The following is a 16,168-nucleotide window of genomic DNA, read 5'->3' on the forward strand; positions in this document are numbered from 1 at the left end:
GGCTCAACGGGTCATAGAGGTGGCCATAAAGATGGCGCTGATGAGGTTAACCGTAACAGATTACGGTTGAATGGAGAAACGGGCCGCGTCGGCGACCCGTTGAACTGCGGGGTAATTACAGCAGGCGACGCGCCGCATCAACCACGATCTGCACCGCTTTGCTTTCGGTGTTTTTCATGGTTTCTGCGTTCGGGATTTCCTGCTGGGTGCGGTTAACAATCACACCGGCAACCATACCGGCACGCAGGCCCTGGCTGGCGCACATGGTCAACAGCGTGGCAGATTCCATTTCATAGTTCATCACGCCCATCGACTGCCATTCTTCCATCGAGCCTTTGAAGCGGCTGACGACGCGACCGGAGTAGGTATCATAACGCTCCTGGCCCGGATAGAAGGTATCGGAAGACGCGGTCACGCCAATGTGCGTGGTGGCGCCGGCAGCCTTGGCGGCTTCGACCAGTGCCGTAGTACAGGCAAAGTCGGCCACGGCCGGGAACTCCATCGGTGCGAAGTGCAGGCTGGCACCGTCGAGGCGAACCGCTGCGGTAGTGACCAGGACATCACCAACGTTGATGTTCGACTGGATCGCACCGGTGGTGCCGATACGCAGGAAGGTACGGATACCCAATTGCGCCAGTTCTTCAACCGCGATTGAGGTAGACGGGCCGCCGATACCGGTAGAGCAGACGATCACGGCTTTGCCGTCCAGTTCTGCGCGCCAGGAGGTAAATTCACGATGGGAAGCCAGATGCACCGGATTTTCCATCAGCTTGGCAATTTTCTCTACGCGCTGTGGATCGCCTGGAACGATGGCAAGCTGGGCCCCTTGTAAATCTTTTTTAGTGAGGCCGAGATGAAAAACGTCAGATTGGGACATACGAGACTCCTCATAGATCATGTTTATTGGGAGGAACAAAAAAGTACTCTACTGAAAATTGCCACGGAATTTCGTGACAACCATCACTATGGATAAAGAAACAGGCTGCAATCTACATAACTTTTGTGATTTAAGTCACAAAAACAAAGTGAGCAATCGATATGAACGTCTCAGATGCCCAAAGTCTAGTCGACAAAATGCACCGCCGTTTTTCACTCTGTTTCCTGAGCTCAGGGCTGATTACCTGATGAAACTATTTACCAGATGACAGAAAATAACCTTATTTTATCGGTGACTTAGCCACAATAAAGGGAGCTAACGCACCTTATGGTGCTAATGCGGGTCAACAGGCGTAATAACATGATAAAAAGACAACAAAAATGCGCTAAAGCCAGATAATTATTCGTTTTTTACAGACTTGACTGAAAATGCTCCACCCGGTGCCAATAACCGCTAATCTTTCCTATAGTTAATCTCAGCGCTTTTCTCGATTGCATGGAGCCCCGCAATGAAAACCGATCAAGTGATGACATTAAAACAGGCCCAGGGGGGATTCACCCCGGCCGTTACACCCTTGGCTGCTTCGACCATTCTCACCGATGAACAAGGCATTCATGCCGGGGAAACCACCATTCCTTCACAGGGTGACAATCTGCCAGCCTATATCGCCAAACCTGCAGATCACAGCGGCCCCTTCCCGGTGGTGCTGGTGGTACAGGAGATTTTCGGTGTTCACGAACATATTCAGGATATCTGTCGCCGCCTGGCGAAACAGGGTTATCTGGCGATCGCGCCGGAGCTGTATTTCCGCCAGGGGGATGCCAAAGATTACACCGACATCAGCGAGCTGTTCCAAAAGCTGGTGCTCAAGGTGCCAGATCGTCAGGTGCTGGCGGATCTGGATCATGCCGCTCATTGGGCGATGCGCCACGGCGGCGATGCCGGCAAGTTGGCGATTACCGGTTTTTGCTGGGGCGGGCGCATTACCTGGCTGTATGCCGCGCATAACCCGCAGTTGAAAGCCGCTGTTGCCTGGTACGGCAAACTGGTGGGTGAGAAAACGCTGAATTCGCCAAAACATCCGATCGATGTCGCTACGCAACTTTCTGCGCCGGTGCTGGGATTATATGGCGGGCAGGATACCAGTATCCCGCTGGATTCGGTGGACAGCATGCGTCAGGCGATCCGCGCGGCCAATGCCGAAGCCGAGATCGTGGTCTACCCCGAAGCCGGCCACGCCTTCTATGCCGATTATCGACCAAGCTATGATGCGGAAGCGTCAACAGACGGTTGGCAACGCATGCTGGCATGGTTCGCCCAACATGGCGTGCCGGGCGTTAAATAAGGGGCAGGGGCAAACATTGCCCCGTCCCTTTTACCATTAACCTAAGGTCAATCCCCCGAACGCGGCGCGCCAGTCGCACTCAAATTTATCCACGGCGGCCTGTACCGCCGGCGTACAAATAAACTGCTCCGCCACATCTACCGGTAGCGTAATGGCTTCACAACCTGCCAGCAGGCATTCCAGCGCCTGACGAGGTGTTTTGAAGCTGGCGGCCAATACTTTGGCCTGTGGCGCATGCAGCGTCAGCAATTGTTGCAGCTCTTGCACGGTAACCATACCGTTGCCGCCCTGGGCATCCAGTCGATTAACATAGGGTGCCACATACTCCGCCCCAGCCAGAGCAGAAAGCAACCCTTGCGCCGCGCCATACACCGCCGTACCTAACGTCGGGATACCCATGCCATGCAGCGTCTTGATCGCCGCCAACCCCTCAGCCGTCACCGGCACCTTCACCACCAGGCCAGGAACCCGCTGGTTAAGCATTACCGCTTCCGCCACCATCTGATCTGCCGTAGCGGCCAGTACCTGAGCGAACAATTTGCCTTCCCCACCCAATGCATCACGCAATGCCGGCAACACTTCCCATAATGAGGTATGTGACGCAGCCACTATGCTCGGGTTAGTCGTCACCCCCTGCAGCGGTAACACTCGCGCCAAACGCTTTACTGCACTGATATCCGCAGTATCCAGATAGAGTTCCATAATTGTCCCTCGAAGCTAAAATGAAGGGCGCCGCAGCGCCCTGAATGGATCACAGTTCCAGTTCTTGTTTCAGCAATGCTTCCACCTGTTGGGCCGTCACGGCTTTCACCAGCGCATCGCGGAAGCCTTCATGCATAATGCGTCGTGCCAGTTTGGAGAAAATGCGCATATGTTGATCACCCGCGGCATGCTTGTTGAGTGTCAGCATGATGATGAACTGCGCCTCTTCATCACCCCAGACGACCGGCTGCGCAAGCTTGGCCACGCTAATAGTGGACTGCTCAATGTGTTCGGATTTGGTATGTGGAATGGCAAAACCAAAACCCAGACCGGTGGAAAAGACAGCCTCACGGGCCCACAAATCGGCAGCCAACTTGCGGGGATAACGACAGCGCCCAGCCAGGAGCAAGTTATCCGCCATACCTTTGATCACTTCTTCTTTACTGCACCAGTCAGCCCCTAGCGCAATACAATCTGGCGTAATCAACGGTGCATCGCTTTGCTCCATACGGAATTGCGCGAGCAGATGTTCCACTTCCAATGAAGTACGGCAAGCCATCGCCCGGTTCAGCAGCAGACGGCATTCACGACTGTCCAATTTGGCCAAGCGGCTTTTAGTGGCGGCAATCGCAGGCGCACTCATGCTGATCTCGTCCAACCCCATGCCTACCAGCAACGGCAGCACCGAGCCCTTGGCCCCCAGTTCACCGCACAACCCTATCCATTTGCCGTGGCGATGCACCTCGCGCACCGCACTGTCCAGGCTGCGTAAGAAGGCCGGGTTCAGACTGTTGTAGTGTTTGATGACTTTGGCGTTATCGCGATCCACCGCCAGCAGGTATTGCGTCAGGTCGTTGCTGCCGATGCTGAAGAAATCAATCTCCTCGCAGCACTGATCGATGATAAACAGCACCGAGGGGACTTCCAGCATGATGCCGAGGGGGATTTTTTCATCAAAAGGGATTTGAGCAGCGCGCAGTGATTGCTTCACTTCCGCCAATTGGTCTTTCACCCACAGGATCTCTTCCATCGAAGAGATCATTGGGATCATGATCTTCAACGGGCCATGTGCTGAAGCCCGCAGGATCGAGCGCAGTTGGGTACGGAAAAGGGGCAAAAACTCCTGATAGATACGCACCGCCCGGTAGCCGAGAAATGGATTGTTCTCCATTGGGATGTTCAGGTAATCCACCGGTTTGTCACCGCCAATATCCATGGTGCGCACGATAATCGCCTTGCCACCGGCCGCCTCTATCGCCTGGCAATAAATGTTATACAGCTCATCTTCCGCAGGTGCGGTCAGGCGATCCATATACAGCATTTCAGTACGGAACAGGCCCACCGCTTCGGCACCATTGCCAAATGCGGCCTGCGCTTCCACCGCATGGGCGATATTAGCCGCCACTTCCATACGGATACCGTCTGCCGTGCGCCCCGGCTGATCAAGATAAGCACTTTGCTGCTGGCGGATTTGCGCGCTCAGCCATTGCTCCTGTTGATAATAGCGGTGAACCGATTCGCTGAGATCGCAGACCACCAGCCCGAGATCGCCATCGATCTGCACCGATTGATTCAGGTAGGGCTGCAATGCCGCGGCATCTACCCCCACCAATGTCGGAATATTAAATGAACGAGCCAGGATCACCGTATGCGAGGTACTGCCGCCACTGCCCAGCAGCAAGCCTTTCAGATAGCGCTTATCCAACTCGAGAAACTGGCTCGGCGTCAGTTCATCGGTGATGCAAATGCTGTCGACATTCAGTGCCTGCTGCGCCGGGAAGCAGCGCTCGCCATAAATATGCTGCAAAAGCTGAAAACTGACATCACGAATATCCAGTTCACGTTCACGCAGATAAGCACTGGCAGACTGCGCCAACTGCCGACTAAAGTGAGCGGCGGCGCTCACAATCGCTGCCGCACAACTTTCCCCACACAACACGGCTTCAAGCAGGTGCTGGCGGAATGCGCCGTCACGTAATAACGAACGGTGCGCTTCCAGCACCGCCGTCGTGGTGCCGCTGCCTGCCATCAGTTGCAGATCCAGCGCCTTACCGAAACGCGCCAGGCCGTCCGCCAGTTGATTTTGTTCCTGTTCAACGCTTTTGGCCGTTGGTAAATCCAGCGAGTTCAAATCGACCCGCGCCAGGTGCACCAGTTTACCGCCGGCAGTGCCCTGGTTGACCGGGCGTGCTCGCAGCAGCCAGGGATTGAGATTGGCCAGAGAGGCCGGGATGGGCTCCTGCTCGGCAGAATCATCCACCTGTGGCAATGCTTCGTCACAGTGTGGGAATTCATGTTCAATGAACTGGCTCAGGCGTTCGGACGCCGCCTGCTCATCTTCCCCTTCAATCGTTACCCGACATTCATCCCCCAACAGGATGTCAGCGCCGATCAGCGACAGCACGCTTTTGCCATCACCGCTGATACCGCGGCGCGGGTTATACCATTCAAAGCGGGAATGAAAACCGTTACAGAGTTTTTCGATATGACTCGCTGGGCGAGCATGAACGCCATTAGGCAGCACGCAGGTAAACGTCACAATTTTAGCCATCACTCTTTCCTCATGCCTTGGCAGCAGTGAACAACACCAATTTGTCACAAGGATAAAAGCCCAACGCGGGTGGCGGCTATCGGACAAAAATGCCAAACACTGGACAAATGTATGATGACGGCATAAATGAGAAGCCGCTCACAAAGCCTTTCTATCAAGGCCGCTTTATCGGGACCCACACTTTGAGGTTGATCGCACTTTTACTCGGACATTACAAAAATCCAGTAAATGGCAATTTTATCCACTGTTTGTTGCTCGGGCAGATGCCTATTGTGATAGCCAACAACCTTTCTCCATCAGGGGTTATTACCCCGATGGTTTTGTCCCCAGAAGCACGCTGGTTGCGGCCAGGGAGTGAGCAATGAAAGATTTGATCGGCATACTTAAAAATACGCGTCAGCATTTAATGACCGGCGTCTCCCATATGATCCCGTTTGTCGTCGCAGGCGGCATTCTGCTTGCCGTCTCGGTGATGTTATACGGCAAAGGTGCCGTACCCGATGCCGCCACCGATCCTAATCTGAAAAGACTGTTCGACATCGGGGTGGCGGGGCTGACGCTGATGGTGCCCTTCCTGGCAGCCTATATTGGCTACTCGATTTCCGATCGTTCCGCATTAGCGCCTTCCGCCATTGGTGCCTGGGTGGGTGCCTCTTTCGGTGCCGGCTTCTTTGGTGCCATCATCGCCGGTTTGCTGGGCGGCATTATCGTGTTCTACCTGAAAAAGATCCCAGTGCCGAAGATCCTGCGCTCGGTGATGCCGATCTTCGTGATCCCGATTATTGGCACCCTGCTCACCGCAGGCATCATGATGTGGGGGTTGGGGGAACCGGTCGGTGCGCTGACTAATGGCCTGACTCATTGGCTGCAAGGCATGCAGCAGGGCAGCATCATCGTACTGGCGATTATCCTGGGGTTGATGCTGGCATTTGATATGGGCGGCCCGGTCAACAAGGTGGCCTATGCCTTTATGCTGATTTGCGTGGCACAAGGCGTTTACTCGGTGGTTGCCATAGCGGCCGTTGCCATCGCCACCCCGCCGCTCGGTCTGGGGTTCGCCACGCTGATGGGCCGTAAATACTACAGTGCAGAAGAACGCGAAGCCGGTAAAGCCGCCTTGTTGATGGGCTGCGTCGGCGTGACCGAAGGCGCTATCCCCTTTGCCGCCGCCGACCCACTACGGGTTATCCCTTCCATCATGATCGGTTCCGCCTGTGCCGCCGTTACCGCCGCATTGACCGGAGCGCAGTGCTATGCCGGCTGGGGTGGCCTGATTGTGCTGCCGGTGGTTGAAGGCAAGCTGGGCTTCGTCGCGGCCTTGCTGGTAGGCATGGTGGTCACCGCCCTGCTGGTTAACCTGCTGAAGCGCTTTGCCGCCAGGAAACAGGCCGCCAATACACCGCAGGAAACCAGCCTGGATCTGGATTTCGAAATTAACTGAATAAAAAAGGAGCTGATTATGACGACAATTATCGCAGTTACCGCTTGTCCTTCCGGTGTTGCCCACACCTATATGGCTGCCGAAGCCCTCGAACGTTCAGCCAAAGCCAAAGGCTGGCAGTGCAAGGTGGAAACCCAGGGCTCTATTGGCCTGGAGAACGAACTCAGCACCGAAGACGTGGCAGCCGCCGATGTGGTGATCCTGACCAAAGATATCGGCATCAAATTTGAAGAGCGTTTCAAGGGGAAGACCGTGGTGCGCGTAGCCATCAGCGACGCGGTAAAACGCGCCGACGCCATCATGGACAAAATTGCAGCCCATCTGGCGCAACTGGCCTGAACGTATGCCCGGCCCCATGCCGGGCGCTACCGCCCGCAGACCCTCACAGAAGGAAAACGTGATGACCTCCCGAATCGAACGCCTGAAAACTGCGTTGTTCTCCGCCCCACGTGAAATATCGCTGGAACGTGCGCAGCTTTACACTAACAGTCACCGGCAAACTGAAGGGGAACCGACCCTCATCCGCCGTGCCAAAGCCACTGCGTATATTCTGGATCACGTTGAGATTTCGCTGCGGGCAGACGAGTTAATCGCCGGTAACCGCACGGTGAAACCACGTGCGGGGATCGTATCGCCAGAAATGGACCCCTACTGGCTGCTGGAAGAGCTGGATGCCTTTCCAACTCGTCCACAAGATCGCTTCGCCATTTCTGATGCCGACAAACAGCTTTACCGTGAACAGCTTTATCCCTACTGGGCAACGCGCTCGATGAAAGACTTCATCAACAGCCAAATGCCGGAAGAGGTGAAAACGGCTACGCAAACCCAGATTTTCAGCATCAATCAGACCGACAAGGGCCAGGGGCATATCATTATCGATTATCCCCGCCTGCTGAACCATGGACTGGATAGCTTATTAGCCGAACTGCAACAGCATGTAGTGCAGCAACCGGACAACCCGTTCTACGCCGCCGCGCTGCTGTTGTTACAAGCCTCACAACGCCATATCCTGCGCTATGCCACACTGGCAAGAGGTATGGCGGCCGAGTGCAGCGACGGAACCCGCAGCGCCGAATTGCTGCGTATTGCCAGGGTTTCTGCCCAGAACGCACACCACAAACCACAAGATTTCTATCAGGCTTGCCAGCTATTTTGGTACATGAATATTATTTTGCAGTACGAATCCAACGCCAGCTCGTTATCACTGGGCCGCTTCGATCAGTACATGCTGCCGTTTTACCAGGCCTCCCTCAATCAGGGAGAAGATCCGGCCTTCCTGCGGGAGTTACTGGAAAGCCTGTGGGTGAAATGCAACGACATCGTCCTGCTGCGATCCACCTCCAGCGCCCGTTATTTCGCCGGCTTCCCTACCGGTTACACCATTTTGTTGGGCGGCCTGACGGAAACCGGCCGCAGCGCGGTCAACCTGCTGTCGTTCCTGTGCCTGGACGCCTATCAGACTATCCGTTTGCCCCAGCCGAACCTGGGCGTACGGGTTAATGAATTTATCGACCGACCGTTCCTGCTGAAAACCGCCGAAACTATTCGTCTTGGTACCGGCATTCCGCAAATATTCAACGATGAAGTGGTCGTGCCGGCATTTCTTAACCGTGGGGTGTCGCTGGAAGATGCGCGTGACTATGCGGTCGTCGGCTGTGTTGAACTGTCGATCCCCGGACGGACCTACGGCCTGCACGATATCGCCATGTTCAACCTGCTGAAGGTAATGGAACTGACGCTGTTGGACAATGAAGGCAATAGCAGCCTTACCTATCCACTGTTATTGGAACAGATCCGTGAGAAGATCCGCCACTACGTTCGGCTCATGGCGCAAGGCAGCAATATTTGTGATATCGGCCACCGCGACTGGGCACCGGTTCCGCTGCTGTCTTCGTTTATCGAAGACTGCCTGAAAAACGGCAAAGACATTACCGACGGCGGAGCACGCTATAACTTCTCCGGCGTACAAGGTATCGGCATCGCTAACCTGAGCGACTCGCTATTTGCCCTGAAAGGATTGGTATTTGAACAGCAGCGTCTGAGTTTTGACGACCTGCTGGCGACGTTAAAAGCCAACTTTGCCACGACAGAGGGGGAAAAAATCCGGGCCAGACTGATTAACCATTTCGATAAGTATGGCAATGATATCGACGAAGTTGACCTGATCAGTGCCGATTTGCTGCGTTTTTACTGCAAAGAAGTGGAGAAATATCGCAACCCGCGCGGCGGCCAATTTACACCAGGTTCCTATACCGTATCCGCCCATGTCCCCTTGGGTGCCGTGGTGGGGGCAACGCCGGACGGACGCTACGCCGGAGAACAACTGGCGGACGGAGGGCTTTCACCGATGCTCGGCCAGGATGCTCAAGGGCCGACGGCAGTGCTGAAATCGGTAAGCAAACTGGATAACTATTTGCTTTCGAACGGCACGTTGCTGAACGTGAAGTTCACACCCGCTACGCTGGAGGGTCAGCAAGGGCTGAACAAACTGGCGGATTTCCTCGGGGCCTTCACCAAGCTCAAATTGCAGCATGTTCAGTTCAATGTGGTGAATGCCGAAACACTGCGGGAAGCGCAAGCCCGGCCGCAGGATTTCGCCGGATTGGTGGTGCGGGTCGCCGGCTATAGCGCATTCTTCGTAGAGCTGTCGAAGGAGATCCAGGATGACATCATCCGCCGTACAGCGCATCAACTGTAACCTTATTGCGCCCGGGTTTGACCGGGCCACTACCGCCGCCCCCCTGGGCCGTATTTTCAACATTCAGCGGTTTTCGCTGAATGATGGACAGGGCATACGTACCCTGGTGTTTTTTAAAGGTTGCCCCCATACCTGCCCATGGTGCGCCAATCCGGAATCGATGTCGGGCAAGTTCCACCTGGTGCGGCGTAAAGCCAAATGCCTGCACTGCCAACCTTGCCTGAATGATGCACAAGAGTGCCCAAGCGGGGCGATGGAGCTTATCGGTCAGAGCATGACGCTGGATGCCCTGCTGCTGCAAATTTTAAAAGATGAGGTGTTCTACCGCAGCTCCGGCGGTGGCGTCACGCTTTCCGGCGGCGAGGTACTGATGCAGGCCGAGTTTGCCGGCCAACTGTTACAGCGCTTGCAGGCATTGGGCATCAATACTGCGATAGAAACTGCCGGGGATGCGCCGTTAGCCAGCGTGCTGGCCCTGGCAGAACATTGCGATCAAGTGTTGTTCGACTTGAAAATCATGAACACCAATGCTGCAAAACGCCTGTTGAACATAAATCAGCCGCGGGTATTGGCAAACTTTACCATGCTGGCACAGCGCGGCATTAAGCTGCTCCCTCGCCTGCCGTTGATCCCCGGCTACACCCTGGACCAGGAGAATATGGCTCAGGTACTGGCATTCCTGGCACCTTTTGGGCTGTCGGAGATCCACCTGCTGCCTTTTCATCAATATGGCGAGGCCAAATATGAACTGCTGGGGCGTGAATATACACTGCGCAATGTTGCTCCCCCGTCAGAGCAGGAGATCGCGCCGTTGCAGGCCATGGCGCAACAGGCAGGGTTCCGGGTAACGATGGGTGGATGACTGGCGATAACAGAGGAAGGGGTATCTTATGGCGATAAAACTGGTAGCCGTGACGGCTTGCGTCAGCGGGGTTGCCCATACCTATATGGCTGCCGAAAGGTTGGAAAAACTCTGTGCTCAGGAAAAGTGGCCGCTGAAAGTCGAAACTCAGGGCGCGCTGGGGATTGAAAATCCGCTGACGGTAAATGACCTGTCTGAGGCCGACGTAGTACTGTTAATCAGCGATATCCTGCTGGCGGAAAGTGAACGCTTTGAGCACCACCGCTGCGTGCAGATCGGCATCAACACTTTTTTACATGCCCCGGAAAAGGCGCTAAGTGCGGTACGTAAAGCCACCGCAGCAAACGCATATCCGGGTGGTTTAATCCGCCTCGTCCCGCGCTTTCAGTTCGCTATGGTATTGCCCACGATATTCCGAGGGAGAGCGCTCGGTGTTTTTGCGAAACAGGCGGCAGAAATAGTTACTGTCGACAAATCCGCAGGCATGCGCCACCTCTTTTACCTTCATGTCATAGCGTTTAAGCAAATGCTTCGCCTGCTCCAGCCGCACGTGATTTAAATACTCGTTAAACCCAACCCCGCCGGTTTTTTGAAACAGGTGAGAGAGGTAGTTTGACGAGATATAAAATGCCTGAGCTACCGACTCACGGGTTAGAGGTTCGCGATAATGCTCTTCCAGATGGCAGCGCACTGCGTCGAACAAAGCCTGGCTGCGGGAAGCGGTTTTCACTGAGCTGCCGAACAGATCGAGCGCATGGCTCAACAATCCCTTGGTCAGAAAACGTGCGGTAGCTTGATCGCTTTGACGCCAGGCCAGTTCGTTGAGCGCCTGCAACATAAATGACCCCACACGAGGGCCACGACGCGCCACGTTATCTTTCCCCAACGGCCGCGTATTTTCCCCATCCCAGCCCACCAGGCTGTACCCCAGTTGCTGTTTGCCAAACAACAGGCTGAGCGTGGTTACGGGCCGTTGCCAACGCGGGCTGTTCCACCCTTGCGCCGGAACAAACAGCACATCTCCCGGCAGCAGCAATTGTTGCTGGATACCCTGACCGCCCTCCCAAGCCATCTCCTGTTCACCTTCGATCACCATTTCAAGACGCGGAAAATCCACCTGATAAGCCAGTTCGGGTGCCGGTTGCTGATTACCGGCGAAATACACCTGCCGAATACCCTGCACATCATTAAGCAGTGGTGCCAGCAAGGTTGCAAGCGGGTGTTTCATCGAAGCAATCCTTCAAATCGGGGGTAAAGCGATAGCCGATCATAACCAAAAGCGACAACGAAAACGCGGGGGAAGAACAACAAATGACATCAGCAGCAAACGCCAACAAACTCGACATAAAAAAGGGCGCCGAAGCGCCCAGAATCAGCTCACCAAAATAGGGTTATCAGGCCTGCTGTTCGCGCAGGCGCTGCGCTGCCAGCACCATGTTGGCCAGCGACTGACGGGTTTCCGGCCAGCCACGGGTTTTCAGGCCGCAGTCCGGGTTGACCCACAGACGTTCTGCCGGAATGTTCTGCGCAGCCTTACGCAGCAGCGCTTCGATCCACTCCACGCTTGGCACGTTTGGCGAGTGGATGTCATACACGCCCGGGCCAATTTCGTTTGGATATTCAAACTCTTTAAAGGCCTCTAACAGATCCATATCGGAACGTGAAGTTTCAATGGTGATCACGTCGGCATCCAGCGCGGCAATCGAATCCATGATGTCGTTGAACTCGCAGTAACACATGTGGGTGTGGATCTGTGTGTCGTCTTGCGCCACGGCGGCATTCAGTTTGAACGCATCCACCGCCCAATTCAGGTAAGCAGCCCAGTCGGATTGACGCAACGGCAGACCTTCACGCAGTGCCGGTTCGTCAATCTGGATGATGCCGATACCGGCTTTTTCCAGATCTTGCACTTCATCACGCAGTGCCAGGGCGATCTGTTTGGCAATCACTTCACGGGTCACGTCTTCACGCGGGAACGACCAGCAGAGAATGGTCACCGGACCGGTCAACATGCCTTTTACCGGCTTGTCGGTCAGTGACTGAGCATACTTCGCCCACTCAACGGTGATGGCTTCCGGGCGGCTGATATCGCCGATGATCACCGGGGGTTTTACGCAGCGGGAACCGTAGCTCTGTACCCAGCCGTTTTGGGTGAAGACGAAGCCGTCGAGGTTCTCGCCGAAGTATTCCACCATGTCGTTGCGCTCGGCTTCGCCGTGCACCAATACGTCCAGACCCAGACGCTCTTGTTCTGTGATCGCCTGTTTGATGTGCTCGCTAATGCTGGTGCGGTAGTTATTGCCGTCCAAACGCCCCTGTTTGAAGTCCAGACGCAGGCCACGGATTTCGGTGGTCTGTGGGAATGAACCGATAGTGGTGGTCGGCCAGGCCGGCAGGTTAAAACGCTCACGCTGTGCCTGAGCACGCTCGACGTAAGGACGCTGACGTTCGCTGTCCTGGGCAGTAATTGCCGCCAGGCGTTGACCAACCTGCGCATTATGCACGCGGCTGGACTGACGACGGGCACGGATTGGCGCGCTGTAGGCGTCCAGTTCGGCCTGTTTTGCTGCGCCCGGGGCATTCAACGCTGCGCTCAGCAACGCCACTTCGGCACATTTTTGCAGAGCGAAGGCGAACCAGCTTTTCACTTCTTCATCCAGGCGGGTTTCCACGCTCAGATCGATTGGGCTGTGCAGCAGTGAACAGGAAGTCCCGATCCACAGCGGGCGGCTGCCCACTAATGGCTGCAAACGCTCAAACCAGCTGCTCAGATCGGCGCGCCAGACGTTGCGTCCGTTGATCACACCCAGTGACAGCAGCCACTCTTTCGGCAGCGCTTTATTCAATACCTCGATATCGTCGTGGCCGCCGACCAGGTCAACGTGTAGCCCCTGCACCGGCAGCTCACGGAGGGTGTCAAGATTGTGGCCAACGCTGTCGAAGTAGGTGGTCAGCAGCAGTTTTACCTGGCCCTGCAGCGCGTCATAAGCCGGTTTAAAGGCGTTCAGCCACTCCTGCGGCAATTCCAGCACCAGCGCAGGCTCGTCGATCTGCACCCATTCAACGCCACGTTTCGCCAGTTCGGCCAGTACCTGCTGGTAAACCGGCAGGATATCGTTCAGCAGCGACAGGCGGTCAAACGACTCACCCTTCACTTTGCCCAGCCACAGATAAGTGACCGGCCCCAGCAGTACAGGCTTGATTTTGTGACCCAGCGCCAGCGCTTCGTCAACTTCGTCCAGCAATTGGGTCCAGCCCAGTTTGAACTGCTGGCCCTTATGGAATTCAGGCACCATGTAGTGGTAGTTGGTGTTAAACCATTTGGTCATTTCCGCCGCTGCCGCCGGTTCGCCGGTCGGTGCACGGCCACGGCCCAGACGGAACAACGTGTCCAGATCGATTGAGCCGTCCGCATTCTGATGACGCGCCGGCACGTTGCCCAGCAACAGGCTGGTGGTCAACACATGGTCATACCAGGCGAAATCGCCGACCGGCACTAAATCCACTCCGGCCTGCTGTTGCTGTTGCCAATGTCGAGCGCGCAGCTCGCGGCCAACCGCCAGTAGTTCTTCCTGCGTTGAGTTACCTGCCCAGTAGCTTTCCTGAGCTTTTTTCAGCTCACGTCGTAGCCCAACGCGTGGAAAACCGAGTGTGTGATTTAAAATTGCCATCGTCATATTCCCCATTTAGCCGTCCAGATGTTTACACATCCATAATCCGCAGGTACTGTATTAACCACAAGCGCAATTTATTCACTGTCACTGTGAAGGACTCTCATGATCGAACTGAAACACTTACGGACGCTGCAGGCTCTGCGCAATACCGGCTCGCTGGCGGCCGCAGCAGCCCAACTCCATCAGACGCAGTCTGCTCTGTCGCATCAGTTCAGCGATCTGGAGCAGCGTCTGGGCTTCAAGCTGTTCGTTCGCAAAAGCCAACCGCTGCGCTTTACCGCGCAGGGAGAGATCCTGTTACAGCTGGCGGAGCAGGTGCTGCCACAAATCCAGCAGGCACTGCAGACTTGCCACGAGCCGCATCAAGCCACGTTGCGCATCGCCATTGAATGCCACAGTTGTATTCAGTGGCTGACACCGGCGCTGGATAACTTCCGGCAGAGTTGGCCGCAGGTGGTGATGGACTTCAAGTCCGGCGTCACCTTTGACCCGCAGCCGGCATTGCAGCAGGGCGAGCTGGATGTGGTGCTGACCTCCGACATTCTGCCGCGCAGCGGTCTGCATTATTCACCGATGTTTGATTTTGAAGTACGGTTGGTGCTGGCGCCGGACCACCCGTTAGCCAGCAAGCTGCACATTGAGCCTGAAGATTTAATCGATGAAACGCTGATGATTTATCCGGTACAGCGCCAGCGGTTGGATATCTGGCGTCATTTCCTGCAACCGGCGGGCATCAGCCCGGCGCTGAAAAACGTCGATAACACTCTGCTGCTGATCCAGATGGTGTCGGCGCGGATGGGGATTGCGGCATTACCGCATTGGGTGGTGGAAAGTTTTGAACGCCAGGGGCTGGTGGTGACCAAAACCCTGGGGGATGGCCTGTGGAGTCGTCTGTATGCGGCGGTACGTGATGGCGAGCAGCGCCAGGCGGTAACCGAAGCCTTTATCCGTTCGGCGCGCCAGCACGCCTGCAATCATCTGCCCTTCGTGCGTGATGCCGACCGCCCAAGCGCCGGTGTTGCCAGCGTCAAACCGCTGGCTTCACAACCCTGAAAACAGGGCTGCCTGCGCTTGGGCGGCCCGGTTTATTTACTGATTATCTTGGGTGCCACCCAACGACGATGCACCCACAGCGAAGCGACAATCACCGCCCCACCGATAATAAAACTTGGCCAGTGCGGTTGTTGCTGCCAGATGGCCAGATTCACCAACAGCCCGGCGGGCACATGCATGTTATTCATGATGCCAAGCGTGCCGGCATCCACCTGCGTTGCACCGTAGTTCCACATGAAATACCCCAACCCGGAAGCCACCACGCCCAGCCATACCAGAATGCCCCATTGCAGGTTGGTGGTCGGCAACTGCTGAGGATTGCCCCACAGGCACCAGGCCACCACCGCCACCACTAACGCGCCCAGGTAGAACCAGGAGAACGCGGTGTGTTGCGGCAACGGGTGCACTTCCATCAGGCGCTTGTAACCGACCATGCCGATGGCAAAGCTGATGTTTGCCGCCTGCACCAGCAGTAATCCCCACCAGAAATGCTCGCTAAGCTGATGGTAACGGATGATCGCCGCCCCCAGCACTGCCAGCAGCGCACTGAATACGTAGCTCCAGCGCAGACGCTGGCCGCTGATCAAATCATAAATCAGCGTGACGTACAGCGGTGTCAGCACGGTAAACAGCAGGAATTCCGGTACCGTCAGGTACATGTAGGCACGGAAGCTGAACAGATACATGATGCCGAGCTGACAGGCCCCCACCAGCATGTACATCAGGATCACTTTCGGTTTGATATTGCGCCAGCGCAGGAACGGCAGGAACACCAATGCCGCCAGGCCGATACGCATCAGCACCGAAAACCAGCTGTCGACCTGACCCGCCAGATATTCGCCAATCAGGCTGAAAGAGAACGCCCACAGAATGGTAGTAATCACCAGAAGTAGCACGATGGGTTCACCCTAAAAATTCACAAAGGGCGATTGTAACGGAAGGCAGGAAAGGTCGTGACGAAAAGG

12 protein-coding genes and 1 pseudogene are annotated in these 16,168 nt (G+C 55.7%); 7 read left to right on the forward strand and 6 right to left on the reverse strand.

Annotated features, from left to right (window positions below):
* Nucleotides 1–115 precede the first annotated feature (115 nt).
* Nucleotides 116–877 (reverse strand): uridine phosphorylase, encoded by a 762-nt coding sequence (udp, locus tag BEI65_RS24580; protein WP_085116533.1) that lies wholly within the window; start codon nucleotides 875–877, stop codon nucleotides 116–118.
* 508 nt (nucleotides 878–1,385) lie between these two features.
* Here udp and BEI65_RS24585 point away from each other — a divergent pair.
* Complete coding sequence (locus BEI65_RS24585) at nucleotides 1,386–2,222, forward strand: dienelactone hydrolase family protein (protein ID WP_099065480.1); 837 nt, start codon at nucleotides 1,386–1,388, stop codon at nucleotides 2,220–2,222.
* 36 nt (nucleotides 2,223–2,258) lie between these two features.
* Here the strand turns inward: BEI65_RS24585 and fsa are convergent, their stop codons facing one another.
* Nucleotides 2,259–2,924 (reverse strand): fructose-6-phosphate aldolase, encoded by a 666-nt coding sequence (gene fsa, locus BEI65_RS24590; RefSeq protein ID WP_099065481.1) that lies wholly within the window; start codon nucleotides 2,922–2,924, stop codon nucleotides 2,259–2,261.
* Nucleotides 2,925–2,973: 49 nt separating this feature from the next.
* Complete coding sequence (ptsP, locus tag BEI65_RS24595) at nucleotides 2,974–5,475, reverse strand: phosphoenolpyruvate--protein phosphotransferase (RefSeq protein WP_099065482.1); 2,502 nt, start codon at nucleotides 5,473–5,475, stop codon at nucleotides 2,974–2,976.
* Between the two features lie 361 nt (nucleotides 5,476–5,836).
* Here ptsP and BEI65_RS24600 point away from each other — a divergent pair, with 361 nt between their 5' ends.
* The 5 genes and pseudogenes from BEI65_RS24600 to BEI65_RS27045 all read left to right on the forward strand — a co-directional run.
* Entirely contained in the window at nucleotides 5,837–6,916 is a 1,080-nt protein-coding gene (locus BEI65_RS24600) for a PTS fructose transporter subunit EIIC (RefSeq protein ID WP_099065483.1), read from the forward strand.
* A gap of 18 nt (nucleotides 6,917–6,934) precedes the next feature.
* Nucleotides 6,935–7,255 (forward strand): PTS fructose-like transporter subunit IIB, encoded by a 321-nt coding sequence (locus BEI65_RS24605; protein ID WP_085116528.1) that lies wholly within the window; start codon nucleotides 6,935–6,937, stop codon nucleotides 7,253–7,255.
* 61 nt (nucleotides 7,256–7,316) lie between these two features.
* Nucleotides 7,317–9,614: a formate C-acetyltransferase gene (locus tag BEI65_RS24610; protein ID WP_099065484.1), complete on the forward strand. Its 2,298-nt coding sequence runs from the start codon at nucleotides 7,317–7,319 to the stop codon at nucleotides 9,612–9,614.
* Entirely contained in the window at nucleotides 9,580–10,476 is an 897-nt protein-coding gene (locus tag BEI65_RS24615) for a [formate-C-acetyltransferase]-activating enzyme (RefSeq protein WP_099065485.1), read from the forward strand. The genes BEI65_RS24610 and BEI65_RS24615 overlap by 35 nt, the downstream gene beginning before the upstream one ends.
* A gap of 28 nt (nucleotides 10,477–10,504) precedes the next feature.
* Nucleotides 10,505–10,819 (forward strand): annotated as a pseudogene (locus BEI65_RS27045) (PTS fructose-like transporter subunit IIB); the annotation flags it as partial.
* Between the two features lie 18 nt (nucleotides 10,820–10,837).
* Here BEI65_RS27045 and BEI65_RS26925 read toward each other — a convergent pair.
* Together BEI65_RS26925 and metE are read right to left on the reverse strand one after the other, a co-directional pair.
* Nucleotides 10,838–11,704 (reverse strand): AraC family transcriptional regulator, encoded by an 867-nt coding sequence (locus BEI65_RS26925; RefSeq protein ID WP_085116524.1) that lies wholly within the window; start codon nucleotides 11,702–11,704, stop codon nucleotides 10,838–10,840.
* Nucleotides 11,705–11,870: 166 nt separating this feature from the next.
* Nucleotides 11,871–14,147: a 5-methyltetrahydropteroyltriglutamate--homocysteine S-methyltransferase gene (metE, locus tag BEI65_RS24630; protein WP_099065488.1), complete on the reverse strand. Its 2,277-nt coding sequence runs from the start codon at nucleotides 14,145–14,147 to the stop codon at nucleotides 11,871–11,873.
* 105 nt (nucleotides 14,148–14,252) lie between these two features.
* Between metE and metR the strand changes: the two genes are divergently transcribed.
* Nucleotides 14,253–15,203, forward strand: a complete 951-nt coding sequence (gene metR, locus BEI65_RS24635) for an HTH-type transcriptional regulator MetR (protein WP_099065489.1) — start codon at nucleotides 14,253–14,255, stop codon at nucleotides 15,201–15,203.
* Between the two features lie 32 nt (nucleotides 15,204–15,235).
* Here the strand turns inward: metR and BEI65_RS24640 are convergent, their stop codons facing one another.
* Nucleotides 15,236–16,099: a carboxylate/amino acid/amine transporter gene (locus tag BEI65_RS24640; RefSeq protein ID WP_085116521.1), complete on the reverse strand. Its 864-nt coding sequence runs from the start codon at nucleotides 16,097–16,099 to the stop codon at nucleotides 15,236–15,238.
* Between the last annotated feature and the right edge of the window lie 69 nt (nucleotides 16,100–16,168).

This window comes from Serratia sp. BW106 (assembly GCF_002607755.1).
GTDB lineage: Bacteria > Pseudomonadota > Gammaproteobacteria > Enterobacterales > Enterobacteriaceae > Serratia > Serratia proteamaculans.